General features: G+C 70.7%; 21 protein-coding genes and 1 tRNA gene. 12 read left to right on the top strand and 10 right to left on the bottom strand.

Going from position 1 to position 18,654, the window contains the following annotated elements; genetic code table 11:
• Nucleotides 1-95 precede the first annotated feature (95 nt).
• Entirely contained in the window at nucleotides 96-530 is a 435-nt protein-coding gene (locus IO39_RS29875; RefSeq protein WP_043629924.1) for a hypothetical protein, read from the bottom strand.
• 958 nt (nucleotides 531-1,488) lie between these two features.
• Here IO39_RS29875 and IO39_RS29865 point away from each other — a divergent pair.
• A complete protein-coding gene (locus tag IO39_RS29865; protein WP_084773709.1) occupies nucleotides 1,489-1,887 on the top strand; it encodes an HIT family protein in 399 nt (132 codons plus the stop codon).
• Between the two features lie 228 nt (nucleotides 1,888-2,115).
• Nucleotides 2,116-2,274, top strand: a complete 159-nt coding sequence (locus IO39_RS54995) for a hypothetical protein (protein ID WP_157549058.1) — start codon at nucleotides 2,116-2,118, stop codon at nucleotides 2,272-2,274.
• A 162-nt stretch (nucleotides 2,275-2,436) separates the two neighbouring features.
• Here the strand turns inward: IO39_RS54995 and IO39_RS29860 are convergent, their stop codons facing one another.
• On the bottom strand, nucleotides 2,437-3,471 hold the full coding sequence (locus tag IO39_RS29860) for a protein-L-isoaspartate O-methyltransferase family protein (RefSeq protein ID WP_052423539.1): 1,035 nt from the start codon (nucleotides 3,469-3,471) through the stop codon (nucleotides 2,437-2,439).
• 358 nt (nucleotides 3,472-3,829) lie between these two features.
• Between IO39_RS29860 and IO39_RS54985 the strand changes: the two genes are divergently transcribed.
• Nucleotides 3,830-4,093 carry a hypothetical protein gene (locus IO39_RS54985; protein ID WP_157549054.1) on the top strand — a complete coding sequence of 88 codons (264 nt, stop codon included), beginning with the start codon at nucleotides 3,830-3,832 and terminating at the stop codon, nucleotides 4,091-4,093.
• A 427-nt stretch (nucleotides 4,094-4,520) separates the two neighbouring features.
• Here IO39_RS54985 and IO39_RS29850 read toward each other — a convergent pair.
• Together IO39_RS29850 and IO39_RS29845 are read right to left on the bottom strand one after the other, a co-directional pair.
• Nucleotides 4,521-4,594, bottom strand: a tRNA-Pro gene (locus IO39_RS29850).
• A 65-nt stretch (nucleotides 4,595-4,659) separates the two neighbouring features.
• Complete coding sequence (locus IO39_RS29845; RefSeq protein ID WP_043629919.1) at nucleotides 4,660-5,553, bottom strand: metallophosphoesterase; 894 nt, start codon at nucleotides 5,551-5,553, stop codon at nucleotides 4,660-4,662.
• A gap of 67 nt (nucleotides 5,554-5,620) precedes the next feature.
• Between IO39_RS29845 and IO39_RS29840 the strand changes: the two genes are divergently transcribed.
• Nucleotides 5,621-6,079: a GatB/YqeY domain-containing protein gene (locus IO39_RS29840; RefSeq protein ID WP_043629970.1), complete on the top strand. Its 459-nt coding sequence runs from the start codon at nucleotides 5,621-5,623 to the stop codon at nucleotides 6,077-6,079.
• A 419-nt stretch (nucleotides 6,080-6,498) separates the two neighbouring features.
• On the opposite strand, the gene IO39_RS29835 is transcribed toward IO39_RS29840, so the two are convergent.
• Nucleotides 6,499-8,790, bottom strand: coding sequence for a transglycosylase domain-containing protein (locus tag IO39_RS29835; protein ID WP_052423538.1), 2,292 nt, complete (start codon nucleotides 8,788-8,790; stop codon nucleotides 6,499-6,501).
• Nucleotides 8,791-9,033: 243 nt separating this feature from the next.
• On the opposite strand from IO39_RS29835, the gene IO39_RS29830 reads away from it, so the two are divergent.
• On the top strand, nucleotides 9,034-9,330 hold the full coding sequence (locus IO39_RS29830) for a WhiB family transcriptional regulator (protein ID WP_020542548.1): 297 nt from the start codon (nucleotides 9,034-9,036) through the stop codon (nucleotides 9,328-9,330).
• A gap of 49 nt (nucleotides 9,331-9,379) precedes the next feature.
• Here the strand turns inward: IO39_RS29830 and bagB are convergent, their stop codons facing one another.
• Nucleotides 9,380-10,507, bottom strand: coding sequence for an ATPase BagB (gene bagB / locus IO39_RS29825; RefSeq protein WP_043629914.1), 1,128 nt, complete (start codon nucleotides 10,505-10,507; stop codon nucleotides 9,380-9,382).
• Nucleotides 10,504-11,508: an ATPase BagA gene (gene bagA / locus IO39_RS29820; RefSeq protein ID WP_043629912.1), complete on the bottom strand. Its 1,005-nt coding sequence runs from the start codon at nucleotides 11,506-11,508 to the stop codon at nucleotides 10,504-10,506. The genes bagB and bagA overlap by 4 nt, the downstream gene beginning before the upstream one ends.
• Before the next feature lie 125 nt (nucleotides 11,509-11,633).
• On the opposite strand from bagA, the gene sp36 reads away from it, so the two are divergent.
• The 4 genes from sp36 to IO39_RS29805 are packed head-to-tail and all read left to right on the top strand — an operon-like array spanning nucleotide 11,634 to nucleotide 13,883.
• Complete coding sequence (sp36, locus tag IO39_RS56930) at nucleotides 11,634-11,789, top strand: Sp36 family protein (RefSeq protein WP_157549052.1); 156 nt, start codon at nucleotides 11,634-11,636, stop codon at nucleotides 11,787-11,789.
• Nucleotides 11,786-12,244: a RidA family protein gene (locus IO39_RS29815; protein ID WP_043629908.1), complete on the top strand. Its 459-nt coding sequence runs from the start codon at nucleotides 11,786-11,788 to the stop codon at nucleotides 12,242-12,244. Before sp36 ends, IO39_RS29815 begins: the two co-directional genes overlap by 4 nt.
• 56 nt (nucleotides 12,245-12,300) lie before the next feature.
• A complete protein-coding gene (locus IO39_RS29810; RefSeq protein WP_084773701.1) occupies nucleotides 12,301-13,095 on the top strand; it encodes an NUDIX hydrolase in 795 nt (264 codons plus the stop codon).
• On the top strand, nucleotides 13,092-13,883 hold the full coding sequence (locus tag IO39_RS29805) for an MBL fold metallo-hydrolase (protein WP_043629903.1): 792 nt from the start codon (nucleotides 13,092-13,094) through the stop codon (nucleotides 13,881-13,883). The genes IO39_RS29810 and IO39_RS29805 overlap by 4 nt, the downstream gene beginning before the upstream one ends.
• Nucleotides 13,884-13,913: 30 nt before the next feature.
• On the opposite strand, the gene IO39_RS29800 is transcribed toward IO39_RS29805, so the two are convergent.
• Both IO39_RS29800 and IO39_RS29795 read right to left on the bottom strand, forming a co-directional pair.
• Nucleotides 13,914-14,594 carry a Crp/Fnr family transcriptional regulator gene (locus tag IO39_RS29800; protein WP_043629901.1) on the bottom strand — a complete coding sequence of 227 codons (681 nt, stop codon included), beginning with the start codon at nucleotides 14,592-14,594 and terminating at the stop codon, nucleotides 13,914-13,916.
• A gap of 163 nt (nucleotides 14,595-14,757) precedes the next feature.
• Nucleotides 14,758-15,213, bottom strand: a complete 456-nt coding sequence (locus IO39_RS29795; protein WP_043629899.1) for a hypothetical protein — start codon at nucleotides 15,211-15,213, stop codon at nucleotides 14,758-14,760.
• Nucleotides 15,214-15,299: 86 nt separating this feature from the next.
• On the opposite strand from IO39_RS29795, the gene nth reads away from it, so the two are divergent.
• Both nth and IO39_RS29785 read left to right on the top strand, forming a co-directional pair.
• Nucleotides 15,300-16,022: an endonuclease III gene (gene nth, locus IO39_RS29790; protein WP_084773699.1), complete on the top strand. Its 723-nt coding sequence runs from the start codon at nucleotides 15,300-15,302 to the stop codon at nucleotides 16,020-16,022.
• A gap of 59 nt (nucleotides 16,023-16,081) precedes the next feature.
• On the top strand, nucleotides 16,082-16,732 hold the full coding sequence (locus IO39_RS29785; protein ID WP_043629896.1) for an NUDIX hydrolase: 651 nt from the start codon (nucleotides 16,082-16,084) through the stop codon (nucleotides 16,730-16,732).
• A 103-nt stretch (nucleotides 16,733-16,835) separates the two neighbouring features.
• Here the strand turns inward: IO39_RS29785 and IO39_RS29780 are convergent, their stop codons facing one another.
• Nucleotides 16,836-17,348 (bottom strand): HEAT repeat domain-containing protein, encoded by a 513-nt coding sequence (locus IO39_RS29780; protein ID WP_043629894.1) that lies wholly within the window; start codon nucleotides 17,346-17,348, stop codon nucleotides 16,836-16,838.
• 82 nt (nucleotides 17,349-17,430) lie between these two features.
• Here IO39_RS29780 and IO39_RS29775 point away from each other — a divergent pair, with 82 nt between their 5' ends.
• Nucleotides 17,431-18,621 carry a MarP family serine protease gene (locus IO39_RS29775; protein WP_043629893.1) on the top strand — a complete coding sequence of 397 codons (1,191 nt, stop codon included), beginning with the start codon at nucleotides 17,431-17,433 and terminating at the stop codon, nucleotides 18,619-18,621.
• Nucleotides 18,622-18,654: the final 33 nt, after the last annotated feature.

Here is an 18,654-nt window from a genome sequence, read left to right as displayed (position 1 = left end):
GGCCGCGGCCGGGCTGCTCAACCCGATGATCGCGGGCGCGGCGATGGCGTTCTCCAGCGTCTTCGTGGTCACCAACAGCCTGCGACTCCGCCGCTTCACGTGAAACCAGGACAACCCGCCGCTACTCCCGGCTCTCGGCGGCGGGCTCCTGCGGATGGCGGTAGGGCTCCGGCGTCATCGCCACGCCCTGCCCGCCGGTCGTCCACGACGGCCTTGACGCCCTCGCCCAGCAGCGGGTAGAGCCTCGGCCAGGCCACCACGGCGTCCAGCCCGTACGGCTCGCCGGCCCGCGACTCGACGGCGGCGAGGACGTTCCCCGGCAGGGTCGGCCTGAGCAGCTCCGGCGCCGGAAGAGGCGCCGCAGCCGGGCCCCGGCCGCCCCCGCCGCCCCCGGGGCCGCCCACCACGACGTTGGGGACGCCCGCCACAGGAACACCCACCATGACGTCGGGGACGCCCGCGGCAGGAACACCCACCATGACTCCGGAGCCGTCAGAGCCGTCCACCACGGGCTCGGGGACACCCACCATGGCCGAACTCCTCCACCAGGCAGTCCGCAGGCTCCGCGCCGACGACAACGCCGCCCTCCCCGGCCTGTGGGCCCCCTACATCCACATCGGCCCCTGACCGCCCGCACCTGCCCGGCAGCTCTGACCCCCCGCAGGCCAGGTGCCTGGGGGACGCATCTTGACCGTACAGATGCCGCCCAAGCCGGGATCGGCCCGACGATCTGGGCATGATCCGCCATAAGTGATCGTCGACTCACAGGAGTTCATGATCTCGGGGGGCCAAGATGTGTGACCGTCCACCGTCCGCGTACATCCGCAGCACACCGTCCAACCCCAGGCGAGCCCACCGCCCGCTCACCCTCGCCCTGGCCTTCACCGCCACCGTCGCCTTCAGCACGGCCCTCGGCTTCAGCACGGGCCTGACCTTGAGCCCAAGCCTCACCCCCTCCACACACCCGCCCACCGCCGCACAGCCGGTCACCTCTGGACTGCCGGTCTCCCCTGCACAGTCGTCCGCCCCTGCACTGCCACCTGCCGCCCACGCCCGCCCCGCAGCGCCCCTCACCCCCCGACCGACCTCCGCCTCACCGACTCGCCGCCCAGCGACAAACCCACCATCCCGCACCAACCCGCACCCCCTCCCGAAACGGAAGGCGAAAAGACCCGCGACCATCGAGAAGAAGCACGTGCGCCACGTCCGAGCACCCCGGCCCACGGCCACCAGCGACGACAAACCCCTCCGCCCCCGGCACCCACGACACCGGGAGCACCGGGAGCACCAAGAGCACCGGCAGGACCGGCAACTGGACGCTCTGAGGGAGCGAATCCGCCAGGACATCATCGACCGCGTGCTGAAGAACCTGCGCCATCCACCCTCGGACCGCCCGTGAAGAGCCGGCCCGGCGCTTCCGAGCGCAGATAACGCAGACGACGCAGATAATGTGCCACCACCATCGCTCCCGATAGGCGCGGAAAGAGGATGCCCATGGACTGCGTGTTCTGTGACGTTCTGAAGGGCGAGGAACGTGAGGTGCTCACTCTCGGAACCGTCGCGTACTTTCCCTCCGCCTATGCCGTCACAGAGGGACATCACCTGGTCATCCCCATCCGCCACGTGGAGACCTTCTTCGACATGTCCGCCCCCGAGACGGAGGACACGCGAGCCGCGCTACACCTCCTCCGCGAGGAACTGATGCGGCAGGACAAGAGCATCGACGGCTTCAACATCGGCATGAACTGCGGCACCTCCGCAGGCCAGTCCATCTTCCACGCCCACACGCACCTGATCCCACGCCGCACGGGCGACGTCGAAAACCCCCGCGGCGGCGTACGCGCCGTCATCCCGTCCCGCCGCGAATACAGGGAGACCACTCCCTGAGAAACACCAAGGCTGCGACGGAGAACTCGACAAGGCCGTCACCCTGGCCCGAGTTCCGAACGGCGGGCGTCCCGGACACCCTCGTCGTTCACGAGCGCTTGTGACCGAGCGGGCGGCCATCGTGCCCTACCAGCAGGCATGATGACAAGACTGTGCCCCCGGCGTCCATGGGCGGTGCCGGGGGCACGTTTTATGGTGACGCTCTCCCAGAGGAGAGCGAGGGCTCCCATGGCCAAGCGTGAAGTGCGGCATCATTTCCGGACCACGGCCAGCGGCAAGAGAGTACCGGTCCGCCCTCACAAGCGGCGGGTCAAGGGGAGCATCACCGCTGGTGGAATCCTCTTCGTGGTCCTCCTCGTGGTGGTGCTGATGGCGATGTATCGCTAGCCGAGGCTGTCCTCTATCCGATAGTCCTCAAACGCGACGCGGATACTCACCTGCCAGTGACCGGGATCGGCCGGCTCCCGGATGCGCGCGGACGCTCACGTTGAGAACGAACGCGCCATCCAGGGGTCTTGACGCAGGGGGAGCCGCCCTCGTGGGCTGAAATCAGAGAGCGAGGCGGACCCGCCAGCCGTCGTCGCCACGTTGGAGTACGGGCCGCATCCGGTCAACGCCGGGACTGCCATCGGCCCGCCAGGTCTCGGCCCACCCGGTCAGCACTCGCAGCGCCTCCTCATCCCCGGCGTGAACCGTGTGCTGGGCATCATCTGCCGTGATCAGAGCGGCTCCGGCCGGGGTGGCGCAGCCGATCCGCCAGACGGGTTCACCCAGTGCGGCCGTGGCCAGTTCGGCGGGGCGGGTGGCGAGCAGGTAGTTGTAGAAGGCGGCGGAATCCTCCACCTCGGTCAGCGGCCCGGGAGACTCGCGAGGCTCGGTGATCAGCCGGGCCAGGAGAGCCTCACCGGCGGCGGTGGCCCTGCCGCGGAGCCAGCGCGCCGACAGCCACCACGGGCGACCCTGTTCGTCACGGATGAGCGCGTCCGCGCCATACGGCGGCACCAGCCACTGATCCACGACCTGGTCATGCGCCTCGACGAACCCCGCTTCCAGGAGCTGTTGCGGTTGCAGGGCACGGCCGTCGTAGCGGGCACGGACGACCATGAACGTCTTGGCCAGACCCGTCACGTTGACCGGGGTGACGAGGACCGCGCCGGGCGCGACCTGGCGGAGCCATGCGTCGGGAATCCGCTCGACCGTGGCCCAGGCGATGACGCGGTCGAAGATCTGACCCGAGCCGGGTGCGCCCTTGACGCCATCGCCGCAGATCAGCTCGACGTTGCGGCGGCCGTGAGCGCTCAGGAGGTCTGCTGCGCGGGCGGTCAGCTCCGGGACGACCTCGACACTGGTCACATGCCCGTCGTCTCCGACGAGCCCGGACAGCAGCGCGGTGGAGTACCCCGAGCCGGTGCCGATCTCCAGCACACGCCGGCCAGGGGTGACGTCGAGCAGGTCGAGCATGGACGCGATGATCTTGGGCGCAGAGGTCTGCGGCACCCGGCTGCCGTCCGGCCTGCTGGTGTAGGCGGCCTCATCGACGGAGTCCAGAGCGGCCTGGACGGGCGGGCTGAACATCGTGGTCATGTTCTCCGTTCTCCTTGGGTCAGATGCGCAGGAGCAGAACGTACGGCCGGTCGCTGGCTGGTTCCCCGGCCGGGCCGGTGTCCGTCTCGATCCAGGCATGCGCGGCGTAGGGGGCTGTTCGTCCCCCGATGCACCAATGCACGGCCTGACCTTTGACGGCGGCGATCAGCACTGGGACCAGTCGCGGGCGGTGCGCGCGGCGAGCAGGCGGGTGGCCCAGACGGGCACCTCTGGGATGTCGGTCATCCAGTGCTCCTCCGGGAACGGGTGGACACAGTGGCGGACACAGTGGCGGACACGGGGCGGACATCAGGGGTGGCCTCTCAGTGTCCTCTACAGCCTTGGTACCGCGCATGGCTTGGTTGTAGTCGTGCACTTCGACACCGAGGGTTTCTCCTCGTGGACGGCTTCTGACGACGACGGCCGGGGCTCGTGCGGCATCACCGGCGAGCTGGAGCGGGCCTCCGCACGCCTGCGGCAGGCGCTGCAGGAGTTGGCGCCGGGCGCCTCCGGCGAGGTGCAGTTCGTGCGGCTGGACCGCTACGCATCGGACCCCTCCTACATCTACGGCACGACCTTGCTGCGGCTGCACAGGGGGAAGGCCATCGCCGCCGCCGAGTAAGGCCGGCGATCCGTACGTCCGATCAGTCATCGCGCTGGGCGGCGCTCGCATACGCCGCCCTCGTCACGTAATCAAAGGCGCGTTTCATGTACGAATGGGAACCGCACGTCCCCACCAGCTCGCGCCGCGTCCGGGTGACCGAGACCTCGTGCTGCGGTGAGTACGAGTGGTGCTGCGAGGCCGGGAGGTTTTTCGTCCTGCGCCACGTCGAGGGCGTCGGGTACGAGGAGACCGCCCGGGGCCGCTACCCCGACGCCCGCCGGGTGTGGATCGCCCTGGTGGCCGCTCATCAGCACGCGGAACGGAAGGAAGCGTGTACTGCACAAGATCAAAGGGCTAGGGCGGAGGCGCAGTGCGCCGTCAGTCCCCGAAAACAAGAGAGGCCGCTTCCGATTCTGGAAGCGGCCTTCTACCTGCGGCAACTGTGTCGGGGTGGCGGGATTTGAACCCACGACCTCTTCGTCCCGAACGAAGCGCGCTGCCAAGCTGCGCTACACCCCGGCGCACGCCCGTCGTGTGCGTGCTTCAGAAAGTCTAGCGGACTTCCAAGGTGCTTGTGACCGCCTTTATCTCCGGGGCACCAGGGTCAGCAGGGTCGCCTCCGGGAAGCAGGCGAAGCGGGCCGGGGCGTAGGGGGAGGTGCCGAGGCCGGCGGAGACGTGGAGCCAGGCCGAGTCGTGGCGGTGCAGGCCCTTGACCCGGGCTCGGTCGATGCCGCAGTTGGTGACCAGGGCGCCGTAGAAGGGGATGCAGAGCTGGCCCCCGTGGGTGTGGCCGGCCAGCAGGAGCTGGTAGCCGTCGGCGGCGAAGCGGGTCAGGTTGCGGGGCTCCGGCGAGTGCATGACGCCCAGGCGCAGGTCGGCGTCCGCGGGCGCGGGGCCGGCCACGAGGTCGTAGCGGTCGCGGGAGATGTGGGAGTCGTGGATGCCCGCCACCGCCACGTCGAGGTCGCAGACCTTGAGGCGGGCCGTGGTGTTGTTCATGTCGAGCCAGCCCTCGGCAGCCATGCCGGCCCCCAGCTCCTCCCAGGGCAGGGAGGGGACGTGCTGGCGGTGGTCGTTCTTGGACGTGCGCCACAGGTAGCGGGCCGGGTTCTTCGGCTTGGGGGCGTAGAGGTCGTTGGAGCCGTACACGAACAGGCCGGGGCGGGACAGCAGGGGCTCCAGGGCGTGCAGGAGCGCGGGCACGGCCTCCGGGTGGGCGATCGAGTCGCCGGTGTTGACGACGAGGTCGGGCTCCAGGGCGCCCAGCGAGCGGACCCAGTTGATCAGCATCGTACGGCGCGGGGTCAGGTGCAGGTCCGACAGGTGGAGGACGCGCACCGGACGCCGGCCGTGCTCCAGCACGGGCACGTCGAACCGGCGCAGCCGGAACCAGTTCCGCTCCACCACGGAGGCGTAACCCAGCCCGGCCAGGCCGAGACCGAGGATGGACAGGGGTACTGCGACGGCTTTCCTCACCTCTTCATGATGCCCGACATCGGGCGCCGGGCGACCGGTGCTCCGCGCAGGCGGCAAGATGGTGCGCATGAGCGCACTGAAGGACAAGCTGAAGGCCGATCTGACGGCCTCGCTGAAGAGCCGGGACGAGGTACGCCTCCGCACCATCCGCATGGCCCTGGCGGCGGTGAACGTCGAAGAGGTCGCCGGCAAGGAGGCCAGGGAGCTGAGCGACGCCGAGGTCATCAAGGTGCTGACCAAGGAGGCCAAGAAGCGGCGCGAGGCGGCCGAGGCGTTCGGCAACGCGGGGCGTGCCGAGCAGGCCGCGGCGGAGCTGGCCGAGCAGGCCGTGCTGGAGGAGTACCTGCCGGCGCAGCTCTCCGACGAGGAGCTGGGCGAGCTGGTCGACGCGGCCATCGCCGAGGTCGGCGCGACCGGGCCGCAGGCCATGGGGCAGGTCATGAAGGCGGTCAACCCGAAGGTGGCGGGCCGGGCCGAGGGCGGCCGGGTCGCCGCCGCGGTCAAGTCCCGCCTGGCCGCCCAGTAGGTCCCTGGGGTTGTCATGCGGCGGGTCGGGTCCGCCCGCTCGCCAACGGTCCGGGTTGGTTCCGCCGGTTCCGGTTCGCGCCCGCCCGCCGAGGGAGTGCCGGCCCGCCGAGGGAGTGCCGGTCTGCTGAGGGAGTGCCGGCCCGTCGGGGGAGTGCCGGTCTGCTGAGGGAGTGCCGGCCGCGGTTCCGTGGAGAAGGCGTGGATGGGCTTGTGCGGGGCCGAGTGCTTCCCTGCGGTCTGCTGGGGCCGGAAGGGCATGGAGGCATCCTCCCGTATGTGGGAGAAGGCCTCAGCGCTTCTCAGCCGCCGGCGGTGCCTCTCAGCCGCCGGCGGCGGTTCTCAGCGGCCGGCGGCGGTTCTCAGCGGCCGGCGGCGGTTCTCAGGCCGGCGGCGCCTCTGCGCGGCCGGCAGGGGTTCTCAGTCGCCGGGGGTGATCGGGGCGGTGGGGCCGGCGGCGCCGCCGCGGCCGCGGCCGCCTCCGTCGCGCCAGCCGCCGCCCGGCCCGTCACCGGGCCCGTCGCCGCGCCAGTCCGGCGGGCCGTCCCCGCCGCGTCCCGGGTCGAAGATGTCGAACGGGTCGCCGGGCCCTTCCTCGTCCTTCTTCTTCTTGGGCTTGGGCGCGCAGTTCTCGGTGCAGCCGCCGAAGCGCGAGCGGTCGACCGGCGCGAACTCGGCCGGCTCGACCCCCTTGAGCGCCTGCAGCATGGAGTCCTTCCAGATGCGCCCGGAGATCGACGACCCGTACACGTACGGGTAGTAGCGCCCGCCGATCGTGATGCCGATCAGCTTGTGCGCGGAGGTGCCGCGCGGGTCGCCCAGGCTGACGGCGGAGGACAGGTTGGGGGTGTAGCCGGCGAACCAGGCCGACATGTAGTTGTCGGTCGTACCCGTCTTGCCGGCCGCGTCGCGCCCGATGCCGCCGACCTCCGTCATCGTGCCCTTGGTGAACACCCCGGACAGGATGCCGCTGACCGCGTCGGCGACCTCCTCGTCGAGGACCTGGGAGCACTTCGGTTTGTACTGCTTGGCCGTGCCGTTCCGGTCCTTGATCTCGGTGATGGCCAGCGGCGTGCAGTATTTGCCGCGCGAGGCGAAGACCGCGTAGGAGTTGGCGATCGTGACGGGGTCGACCTCGTTGACCCCGAGCGTGAAGGTCTCGACCTCCGACAGCTTCTGCCCGTCGGCCCGCTTGACGCCGAGCTTCTTGGCCATCTGCACGGTGTCGCAGAGCCCGACCTCCTCCTGCAGCTTGATGAAGAAGGTGTTGACCGAGCCCCAGGTGCCGGTCTCCAGCGTCTTGAAGCCGCCGCCGCCCTCGCTGGAGTTGCGCACGGTGTGCGACGGGTCGCCGACGTTCTGGCCCTTGCAGTTCTTGAACGAGCTGTAGCCGCTGGCGGTGTAGCCGTCGGGGGAGGGGAAGCCGTCGCCGTACTTCATGCCCTCCTCCAGGGCCGCGGCCAGCGTGTAGACCTTGGCCGTGGAGCCCTGCTGGAACCCGCGGCCGCCGCCGTGGGCGGCGTCGGCCACGATGTTGTAGCTCATCTCGTTCTTCTTCTTGCTGCGGCCGAACTTCCGGGAGGCGGCCATGGCCTTGATCTCGCCGGTGCCGGGGACCACGATGGCCTGCGAGGCCACGGGCTTGTCCTTGGTGCTGACGTACTTCTTGATCGCCTTCTCGGCGGCCGCCTGCATCTTGGGGTCGAGCGTGGTCTTGATCCGCAGGCCGCCCCGCTGGAGCAGCTTCCTGCGCTCTTCCTGGTTCTTGCCGAAGTCCTCGTTGTTGAGGATCTCGTACTGGACGTAGAGGCAGAAGTACGGATATTTGCTGGCCTCGCAGCCGCCGGGCGCCTTGACGTCCTTGTAGCCCAGCTTCTTCGCCTTGGCCTCGGCGGCCTGCTCGTGCGTGATCTTGCCGAGCTCCCGCATCCGGTCCAGGACGGTGTTGCGCCGTTCCAGCAGCCGCTGGCGGGACTCGGGACCGACGTTGGGGTCGGTCCTGGCGGGGTTCTGGACGGCGCCGGCCAGGGTGGCGGCCTCGACGAGGTTGAGCTCGGAGGCCGGCTTGTCGAAGAAGCGCCGGGCCGCGGCCTGGATGCCGTGCGCGCCCGCGCCGAAGTAGGCGATGTTGAGATATTTCTCAAGAATCTGGTTCTTGGAGTACTTCTTCTCGACCGCCATCGCGTAGCGCAGCTCGGACAGCTTGCGGGAGATCGTCGGCGCGATGGCCGCCGCCTGCTCCTCCGGCGTCTCGGCCTTGTTGACCAGGACCTGCTTGACGTACTGCTGCGTGATCGACGAGCCGCCCTGGGTGACGCCCCCGCTCGTCAGATTCTTGACCAGCGCTCTGGCCGTTCCCTCCACATCGATCGGCCCGTGCTGGTAGAAACGGAAGTCCTCGATCGCGATCAGCGCGGTCTGCATGATCGGGGCGACCTTGTCGAGGGTCACGGACTGCCGGTTCTCGAAGTAGAACTGGGCGATCCTCTTGCCGTCGGCGTCGAACAGTTCGGTGCGCTCTGACAGAGGAGGTTCGTCGAGCTCTTCGGGCTTGAGGTTGAGCCCTTCGACGGCGCTCTTGGTCGAGATGCCCGCGCCGCCGATCGCCGGCAGTGCCACGGCGGCCGCGAGCACCCCGGCCGCCGACCCCGCGATGACGAGACGCAGGATGTTCAGGACCGGGTTGGATCGATCTTTGCGCTGGGCTTGCACGGTTCCAAGAGTACGCGGAAAGACTGGCCGAATCGGTAGCACGACACCATTTCGCCTTGACTGACGGGGGTGACTAGTCATTCCCGGTCAAGACCGCCGCGAGAAATTGGTCCTCTGGGGTCTGTCGGCCCGAACGGGTAGTTGCGTACGTTCTCCTCTGCGGCAACTGAATACGGAGGCTCGGCGCCCGCGCCCGTCGGCCCCAAATGACGACTGACCACCTAAGGGGAGTGGGGTCGAAAAATGTGGATCACGGATTGGACCTCCCGTGCCGCCTGTAAGGGTGCGGATCCGGATGCCCTGTTCGTGCAGGGCGCCGCGCAGAACAGGGCGAAGCTCATCTGCCGGGGCTGCCCGGTCCGCACCGAGTGCCTCGCCGATGCGCTGGACAACCGCATCGAGTTCGGGGTGTGGGGCGGTATGACCGAACGGGAACGACGCGCGCTGCTTCGACGGCGGCCCGACGTGGACTCGTGGCGAGAGCTGCTCGAGTCGGCGAAGGAAGAGTACGAACGAACCAACGAGCTGATCGCGGGCTGACCCCAGCCCGGCGACCGCGTACGGCCGGCGCCGCCCGCCGGCCGTACTTCTATGCGGTGGCCAGCAGGTTTCCGATCTGCCGCAACCCGGTGAGATCGTGAACGTCCTCGGACATGGCGCGAACCTGCACCACGGGCACCGTGGGGTGGGCCGAGATGAAATGCTCCTGCTCGCGGCTTTCGCGGGCGGCGAGCTGCATTCGCCCGGCGTGCAGCCGCAGCACGGCCGCGGTGAGCTCGTGCTCGCCCCGCGACTCCAAGTCCTCCGCGGCGGCGGCGCTGCGGGCGGCTGAGAGCCCCGGAGCGGGCGAGACGTGCACCCGGTTGACCACCAGGCCGGCCAGGGGCATGCGCTCCTCGGCCAGGCGCTCCACGAAGTAGGACGCCTCGCGCATCGCGTCGCGCTCGGGCGCGGCCACGACCAGGAAGGCCGTGCCGGGGGCCTGGAGCAGCTTGTACGTCATCTCGGCCCGCTGCCTGAACCCGCCGAACACGGCGTCGAGCGCGGACACGAACGTCTGCAGATCCTTGATCACCTGGGCGCCCAGCAGCTTGGTCATCGCCCCGGCCATCAACCCGAACCCGGCGTTGAGCAGCCGGAACGCGCTGCGCCCGCCGGCCTTGGCGGGCGCCGTCAGCAGCTTGATGAAGCGGCCGTCGAGGAAGCGCCCGAGCCGCTCGGGCGCGTCGAGGAAGTCCAGCGCCGAGCGCGAGGGCGGCGTGTCGACGATGATCAGGTCCCACTCGTCGGAGCGGCGGAGCTGGCCCAGCTTCTCCATGGCCATGTACTCCTGCGTGCCCGAGAAGCTGGACGACAGGGACTGGTAGAAGGGGTTCGACAGGATCTGCCGGGCCCGCTCGGGGTCGGCGTGCGCCTCGATGATCTCGTCGAACGTGCGCTTCATGTCGAGCATCATGGCGTAGAGCCGGCCCTCGCCCTCCGGCGAGCTGACCAGCCGCGGCGTGTTGTCCAGCTCGGTCAGCCCCATCGACTGGGCCAGCCGCCTGGCCGGGTCGACGGTGAGCACGACCACGCACCTGCCGCGCTCGGCGGCCCGCAGGCCCAGCGCCGCCGCGGTCGTGGTCTTGCCGACCCCGCCGGCGCCGCAGCAGACGATGATCCTGGTGCCGCGGTCGTCGAGGATGGCGTCGATGTCGAGTCTGGCGGGCGTCTTCACGCTGCTCCCTGGGTGCGCATGCTCTCTGCCAGCTCGTACAGGCCGGCCAGGTCCACCCCGTCGGCCAGCAGCGGCAGCTCGTATCTCCTCAGCCCGGCCCCGGCCAGCGACTCGCGCTCGGCGCGCTCCAGCTCCGTGCGGTGGGCGTGCTCGACGACCTCCTCGGCCAGCGCCTTGGCCAGCGCGGGCGCCTGCGAGCCGTCGGCGACGCCCGCCGCCTCCAGCCCGCGCGCGAGCTCCTCGGAGTCGAAGCGGCCCTTGACAGCCATGTCAAGAGCGGCCTCCGGCAGCAGGGACTGGCGCACCATGTTGAGGAAAATGCCGCCGGCGGGAAGCCCGGCCGAGCGCAATTCGGCGATGCCGTCGAGCGTCTCCTGCACGGGCATCTCCTCCAGCAGCGTGACGAAGTGCACCGCGGTCTCGGGGGACTTCACCACGCCGCTGACCAGCTCGGAGTGGTTCTTGATGGGCCCGACCCTGGCCAGCCCCGCGACCTCCTGGGTGACGTTGAGGAAGCGGGTGATGCGGCCCGTGGGCGGGGCGTCGAGCACGACCGCGTCGTAGACCCGGCGGCCGTTCCTGCTCCGCCGGCGCACGGCCTCGGTGGTCTTGCCCGTGACGAGCACGTCGCGGAAGCCCGGGGCGACGGTGGTGGCGAAGTCGACGATGCCCATCTTGGTCAGCGCCCGGCCGGCCCTGCGCATCCCGTAGAACATCTCCATGTACTCGAGCATGGCGTCCTCGGGGTCGATGGCCAGCGCGTACACGTCGCCGCCCGACGGCGCGACCGCGATCCTGCGCTCCTCGTAGGGCAGCGGCGGCAGGTCGAAGATCTGCGCGATGCCCTGCCTGCCCTCCACCTCAACCAGCAGCACCTTGCGGCCGCCCGAGGCAAGGGCGAGAGCGAGAGCGGCGGCGACGGTCGTCTTGCCGGTGCCGCCCTTGCCGGTGACGACGTGCAGCCGCACGTCGGTCCAATCCGTGTCCGGAGAGTCCACCATTCGAGGCTACCGAACGGTCACTTGTCGTCAGCCTGCGGCCAGGATTTGAGATTGCTCACACTGTGATGCGCCGTGTCGAGCGGGCGCACCCCGGGCCGCGCCCCGCAACGCCTACGCTGATCCCCATGAAGAAATGGGAGTACCTCACGGCACCCGTGCTGATCCACAACACGAAGATGATCCTCGACAACTTCGGGGCCGACGGCTGGGAGCTGGTCCAGATCGTCCAGGGCGCCACGCCCGAGCAGCTCGTCGCCTACTTCAAGAGGGAGAAGCCGTGACCCCCGAGCAGCGGATCGAAGAGCTGGGCCTGACGCTGCCGCAGGTGCCGGCGCCGGTGGCGGCCTACGTGCCGGCCGTGCGCACGGGCAACCTCGTCTACACCTCCGGCCAGGTGCCGCTGGTCGACGGCAAGCTGGTCAAGGCCGGCAAGCTGGGCGCCGAGGTGACCCTTGACGAGGGCATGGAGCTGGCCCGCGTCTGCGGGCTCAACGCGCTGGCCGCGCTCAAGTCGGAGATCGGCGACCTGGGCAGGATCGTGCGCATCGTCAAGGTGGTCGTGTTCGTGGCCAGCGACCCGTCCTTCACCGACCAGCCCAAGGTGGGCAACGGCGCCAGCGAGCTGTTCGTCCAGGTGCTGGGCGAGGCCGGCAAGCACGCGCGCAGCGCCGTGGGGGTCGCCTCCCTGCCGCTCGACGCGCCGGTCGAAGTGGAAGTGATCGCCGAAGTCGGCTGAGCGGGCATATGTCACCATGACCGAGTGATGTTCTAGAAGGAGGTCATGTGACCGGATTGCCGCTTCCAGCCGAACTCGCCGCCCGGGCACGAGACGTCATGGCCGGGCGGGTCCAGCCGGTGCCGGCGCGGGAGGCCGCCACGGTGGTGCTCCTGCGCCCGGGGCCGGAGGTCTACCTGCTGCGGCGCAAGGCGACCATGGCCTTCGCCGCGGGCGCGTACGTCTTCCCCGGCGGCTCCGTGGACGTCCGCGACACCGACCAGGCCGTCGCCTGGGCCGGGCCGTCGCCGGCCGAGTGGGGCGAGATCTTCCACGCCGGGGAAGGGGTGGCGCGCGGGCTGGTGTGCGCGGCCGTGCGCGAGACCTTCGAGGAGTCGGGCGTGCTCCTGGCCGGCCCCGGGCCCGACTCGGTGGTGGCCGACACGACCGGCGACGACTGGGAGGCCGACCGGCTCGCGCTGATCGACCACAGCCTCGCCTTCGCCGACTTCCTGGCCAGGCGCGGGCTGGTGCTCCGCTCCGACCTGCTCAAGCCGTGGTCCCACTGGATCACGCCGGAGATGGAGCACAAGCGCTTCGACACCCGGTTCTTCGCCGCCGTGCTGCCCGAGGGCCAGCGCACGCGCGACGTGGGCGGCGAGGCCGACCGGGTCGTCTGGCAGCGGCCGGCCGAGGCGCTGGAGCTCGCGCACAAGGGGGAGATCTTCCTGATGCCGCCGACGTACGCGACGCTGAGCGAGCTGGCCGCCCACGACAGCGTGGCGGGCGTGCTGGCCGAGCAGCGGGAGATCACGCCCATCATGCCCAGGGCCGTGGAGATCGGGGGCGAGATGCGGCTGGTGACCAGATGAGCGGCCTGCACATCCCCATCGGCACGCCGGACGGGTCGCGTACCGAGCACGCCGAGAACCTGCTCGCCCCCAACCCCTCCGCGATGACCCTCGACGGCACCAACACCTGGGTGATCGGGACGGGCGAGGAGGTGCTGGTCGTCGACCCGGGCCCCGACGACGCGGCGCACCTGCGCCGCGTGCGCGAGCACCTCGGGGAGCGCCGCGTCACCCAGATCCTGCTCACCCACGGCCACTTCGACCACAGCGGCGGCGCGCGGAGCTTCGCCCGGATGGTGGACGCGCCCGTGCGGGCCCTGGACCCGCGCCACCGGCTGGGCGACGAGGGGCTCGCCGACGGCGACGTGGTGACCGTGGCGGGGCTGGAGCTGCACGTCTACGGCACGCCCGGCCACTCGTTCGACTCGTTGTGCTTCTGGCTGCCCGCCGACGGCGCGATGCTGACCGGCGACACCGTGCTCGGCAGGGGCACCACGATCATCGCCCGCGACGGCGGCCTGGCCGACTATCTGCGCAGTCTCGACCGGCTCAGGGCGGTCGCGGAGAGCCTGGCGGCGCGGGCGCTGCTGCCGGGGCACGGCCCGGTGCTGCCCGACCCGATCGCCGCGCTCGACGGCTACATCGCCCACCGGCGCGAGCGGCTCGACCAGATCAGGGCGGCACGCGCGCAGGGCGCCCGCACGCCCCGGGAGATCGTCAAGATCGTGTACGCCGACGTCGACCGGTCGCTCTGGCCCGCCGCCGAGATGTCGGTGCTGGCCCAGCTCGACTATCTCGACGCCAAGTGACCACCGGCGCGGAGCAGGCCGCGGAGCAGGCTAACGGGAGCGGTTGTAGAGCCGGTCCATGTCGAGGATGACCACGGCCTTGGCCTCGATCCGCAACCAGCCGCGCTGCGCGAAGTCGGCCAGCGCCTTGTTGACCGTCTCGCGCGAGGCGCCGACGAGCTGCGCCAGCTCCTCCTGCGTCAGGTCGTGGTGCACGCGCAGGCCGTCGTCGGTCTTGGTGCCGAACCGCTCGGCCAGGTCGAGCAGCTGCTTGGCCACCCGCCCGGGCACGTCGGTGAAGACCAGGTCGGCCAGCACGTCGTTGGTGCGACGCAGGCGCTGCGCGAGCGCGCGCAGCAGGTGCAGGGCGACCTCGGGCCGGCCGGTCAGCCAGGGCCGCAGGTCGTCGTGGCCCAGCCCGGCCAGGCGCACCTCGGTCAGCGCCGTCGCCGTGGCCGTGCGCGGCCTCGGGTCGAACAGCGACAGCTCGCCGAACATCTCGCTCGGCCCCAGCACGCTGAGCAGGTTTTCCCGCCCGTCGGGGGAGGTGCGGGAAAGCTTGATCTTGCCTTCCAGCACGACGTAGAGCCGGTCGCCCGTCTCGTTCTCGTGGAAGAGCGTCTGCCCCTTGGACAGCTGGACCTCCGTGATGCTCGTCCGCAACGCCGCGGCGCTCTCGCGGTCGAGCGCGGCGAACAGGGGGGCCTTGCCCAGCACATCTTCGGTGTTCACTCTGCCTCCTCTGCTGCCATTGTGACTCACCCCACTCCGGGCGGCACACACAGGTTATGGGAATGCCGGAGTGTTCTGGCCTTGCCCGGTGCGTCGAGTCCAGGGGGAGTTCAGAGGGAAAGGTACCGGACGACCGTTTCCGAGTCGTGACCGGTACCTGCGCTCATCCCGCCTGCCGCGCCAGCAGGTCGTCCACCGAGGCCACCGCCGCCGCCATGGACCGGCTGAGCAGCACCCCGAGCACCTCCGCCGCCTGCGGGCGGGCCGCCGGGTCGGGCAGCCGGCACTGGTGGATGGCGATGCGCAGCGCGGGCGGCAGCGCACGGACGTCGCCGTCCTCGTCGCCGGTCGCGGCGAACACCACCAGGTCCGCCCAGGCCCGCACGTCCTCCGCGCCCGGCGTGTCGCCCGTGGCCGGCGCCACCTCCCAGCCGATCAGCACCTGGCCCCGCGAGCCGAGCGCCACGCTCTCCTTGCCCGGCCGCACGCCCGCCGTGCCGCGCGCGTGCAGCTTGGCCATGGCCGCCACGCAGCTCACCGCGAGCCGGTGCAGCGCCTGGCCGCGCAGCGGCCCCGACTGCCTGACGAACTCCGCCAGCGTCGCTCCCTGTTCACCCATCCGCCGGCCCCCTTTCCACCGCCAGGTTGTACGCGGGTCCACCCGTCATGGGTTCAACCGTTCGGCGGAGCTTCTACTCTTTCCGCATGGCGACGAACGCGGCGGGGCGCAAGCCGGAGACCCAGCTCGCACTGGTTCGGCGAGCCCGTAAGATGAACCGCATCCTCGCGGAGACCTACCCGGACGCCCACTGCGAGCTCGACTTCCGCAACCCGCTGGAGCTGCTGGTCGCGACCATCCTCTCGGCCCAGTGCACGGACAAGCGGGTCAACATGGTGACCCCCACCCTCTTCGCGAAATACCCGGCGGTGGAGGACTACGCCGCCGCCGACCGGTCGGAGATGGAGGAGATCATCCGCTCGACCGGCTTCTTCCGCGCGAAGACCAACAGCATCATCGGCATGGCCCAGGCGGTCTGCGAGCGCTTCGGCGGCGAGGTGCCCGCCAAGCTGAAAGACCTGGTCACGCTGCCCGGCGTGGGCCGCAAGACGGCCAACGTGGTGCTGGGCAACGCCTTCGGCGTGCCGGGGCTGACCGTGGACACGCACTTCCAGCGGCTCGTGCGCCGCTTCGGCTGGACCGAGGAGACCGACCCCGTCAAGATCGAGCACGTCGTGGCGGAGCTGCTGCCCCGGCGCGAATGGACGATCTTCTCGCACCGGGTCATCTGGCACGGCCGCCGCATCTGCCACGCCCGCAGGCCCGCGTGCGGCGTGTGCCCGCTGGCCGCGCTCTGCCCCGCGTACGGCACCGGCCCCACCTCCCCCGAGCAGGCCGCCAAGCTCGTCCGACCCGGTCCCTTCTCCTGATGGCCTGTCCTGATGGCCGATCGGGGAAGTCATTCGCACCACGGCGTGTTGGAGGATGCGTGACCCAAGTGCCCGACTGGCTGGAGACATTGGCGGCGCAGGCGCGGCGCATCAGCGTGCCCTCCTACCTCCGGCCGCCCGCCGGGCGGGGGCGGGCCGCGGCGGTGCTGATGCTGTTCGGCGAGGGCCCCTACGGCCCCGACGTCCTGCTCATCCAGCGCAGCACCCGCGGTCGCAGGCACGCGGGCCAGCCGGCCTTCCCCGGCGGCGGCGTCGACCCGGAGGACGACGGGCCGGTGGCGGCGGCGCTGCGCGAGGCCGAGGAGGAGACCGGGGCCGACCCGGCCGGGGTGCACGTGATCTGCACGATGCCCGAGCTCTACCTGCCCTACAGCGACAACCGCGTCACGCCCGTGATCGCCTGGTGGCGCGAGCCGTCGGCGGTGCACGCGGCCTCGCCCGACGAGGTCGACTCGGTCGAGCGGGTGCCGATCGCCGAGCTGGTCGACCCGGGCAACCGCGTCATGCTGCGGCACCCCAGGGGCACGACGGCGGGGCCGGCGTTCCTGGTGCGCGGGATGCTGGTGTGGGGGTTCACCGCGATGGTGCTGGACACCGTGCTGCGCGAGGGCGGGCTCGACCGGCCGTGGGACACCACGCGGGTGATGGACCTGCCGCCCGAGTCGGTCTATCTCGCCTCCCGCGGTTAGACGGGCCCCGGCGGGGGTCAGCGGGCCGATCTCGGGGCGGCCCCGGCCGGCCCTGCCGGGTCAGCGGGCCGATCTCAGGGCGGCCCCGGCCGGCCGTGCCCGGTCAGCGGGCCGATCTCAGGGCGACCCCGAGTGAGGCCCAGCCGGCCACGTCGGCGTCGCTGTCGGTCGCGAGCGTCCGCAGCGTCGCCAGGCCCGCCCGGTCCGGCGGGTCGCCCAGGACGTGCTGCAGCGCGTACGCGGCCCCGTACCTCACCCTCGGGTCGGCGTGACCGGCCAGGTCGATCACGGACGGGAGCGACCGCGGGTCGGCCAGGTGGCCGAAGGCGATCAGCACCGAGTACAACACCATGGCGTCGTCCTCGCTGGCGGCCAGGAAGCGCAGCACCGGCAGCGTACGATCCACGAACGGCCGCAGCATCCCCATGATGTCCACGCCGAGCAGCCGCTCCGCGACCGTGTCCGCGGCGCACAACCGCCGCGCCTCGATGAACGACTCCAGGTCGGCCCGCTGGCGCAGCAGCGAGATCACGTGCCAGCGCAGCGGACCGTCGGGATCGTCGTCGCGTAGGGCTGCCTGGATGAGATCGCGCACTGTTCCCTCGTCCGGCGGCATACCGCTCAAGATAGCCAGGTGGGTGACGTCGTCCTGGCTGAAGACGTGCACGCTTGACCGTATCGCTGGTTACCTTTGAAGCGTGCGCGGTGATCTGCTTGACCTCATCTTGATCGGCCTCGTGATCGCCTTCGGCATCTCGGGTTACCGGCAGGGCTTCATCATCGGGGCGATGAGCTTCGTGGGGTTCGTCGGCGGCGCCGTGCTGGGCGTCTTCATCGCGCCGCCCCTGTCCAAGGCCATCGTCGACGGCGACACGCCGCAGGCGCTGCTGGCCATCGTGGTGGTGTTCCTGTCGGCCACGATCGGGCAGTTCGCCTCCTCGACGCTGGGCGCGGTCGTGCGCAGCCACGTCACCTGGGAGCCCGCCAAGCTGGCCGACGCGATCGGCGGCACCTTCGCCAGCGCGCTGTCGGTGCTGGTGATCGCCTGGCTGATCGGCTCGCTGATCGTCTCCACGGCCTTCACCCCGCTGGTCGACCAGGTCAAGAACTCCGCGCTGCTGACCACGGTCGACGACGCCATCCCGCAGGCCGCGCGCAACTGGCAGCAGCCGTTCAAGAAGTTCATCGACCGCTCGGAGTTCCCGCCCGTCTTCGACGCGATCGGCGCGGGCGCGCTCATCGACGTGCAGCCGCCCGACCAGAGCGTGCTGCAGGGGGCCAAGCTGAGCCGGGCCCGCCGGGCGATCGTCAAGGTGCAGGGCGACGCGCAGAGCTGCAACAAGCACATCGAGGGCACCGGCTTCGTCTACGCGCCGGGCCGCATCATGACCAACGCCCACGTGGTCGCGGGCGTCACGCGCGACCTCCAGGTCATCGACGCCGACGACGTGCGACACCGGGCCACGGTGGTGCGCTACAACCCGCGCCGCGACATCGCGATCCTCCACGTGCCCGGGCTCGACCTGCCGCAGCTCTCGTTCGACACCGAGGGCGGCCGCGGCGACAACGCGATCATCGCCGGGTTCCCGAAGGGCAGGGGGTTCACCGCCGAGCCGGCCAGGATCGGCGGCCGGCTGGAGGCCGAGGGCCCCGACATCTACCGCGCGAACACGGTCAGGCGCGACGTCTACGCCATCCGCGGTCAGGTGCTGCCGGGCAACTCCGGCGGCCCGCTGCTCACGGTGGACGGCCGGGTCTACGGCGTGATCTTCGCCGCCGCGATCAACGAGGAGCAGACCGGCTACGTGCTGACGGCCGACGAGGTCGCCCCCGACGCCTCGGCGGGCCGCCACGACAACATGCCGGCCGGCACCGGGGAGTGCGACTGATCCGCTGACCGAAGGGGTCTCCCCTTTCGCACG

The organism is Nonomuraea candida, assembly GCF_000725485.1.
In the GTDB taxonomy this organism is placed as follows: Bacteria; Actinomycetota; Actinomycetes; order Streptosporangiales; family Streptosporangiaceae; genus Nonomuraea; species Nonomuraea candida.
Note: the sequence above shows the minus strand (reverse complement) of the source record. Positions and strands in the feature narration are given on the sequence as shown.

Coding starts and splice junctions, on each gene's coding strand:
- IO39_RS29875 (WP_043629924.1), bottom strand. CDS start 530: ATGGTGGGTGTCCCCGAGCCCGTGGTGGACGGCTCTGACGGCTCCGGA.
- IO39_RS29865 (WP_084773709.1), top strand. CDS start 1,489: ATGCCCATGGACTGCGTGTTCTGTGACGTTCTGAAGGGCGAGGAACGT.
- IO39_RS54995 (WP_157549058.1), top strand. CDS start 2,116: ATGGCCAAGCGTGAAGTGCGGCATCATTTCCGGACCACGGCCAGCGGC.
- IO39_RS29860 (WP_052423539.1), bottom strand. CDS start 3,471: ATGACCACGATGTTCAGCCCGCCCGTCCAGGCCGCTCTGGACTCCGTC.
- IO39_RS29840 (WP_043629970.1), top strand. CDS start 5,621: ATGAGCGCACTGAAGGACAAGCTGAAGGCCGATCTGACGGCCTCGCTG.
- IO39_RS29830 (WP_020542548.1), top strand. CDS start 9,034: ATGTGGATCACGGATTGGACCTCCCGTGCCGCCTGTAAGGGTGCGGAT.
- bagA (WP_043629912.1), bottom strand. CDS start 11,508: ATGGTGGACTCTCCGGACACGGATTGGACCGACGTGCGGCTGCACGTC.
- sp36 (WP_157549052.1), top strand. CDS start 11,634: ATGAAGAAATGGGAGTACCTCACGGCACCCGTGCTGATCCACAACACG.
- IO39_RS29805 (WP_043629903.1), top strand. CDS start 13,092: ATGAGCGGCCTGCACATCCCCATCGGCACGCCGGACGGGTCGCGTACC.
- IO39_RS29795 (WP_043629899.1), bottom strand. CDS start 15,213: ATGGGTGAACAGGGAGCGACGCTGGCGGAGTTCGTCAGGCAGTCGGGG.
- nth (WP_084773699.1), top strand. CDS start 15,300: ATGGCGACGAACGCGGCGGGGCGCAAGCCGGAGACCCAGCTCGCACTG.
- IO39_RS29780 (WP_043629894.1), bottom strand. CDS start 17,348: ATGCCGCCGGACGAGGGAACAGTGCGCGATCTCATCCAGGCAGCCCTA.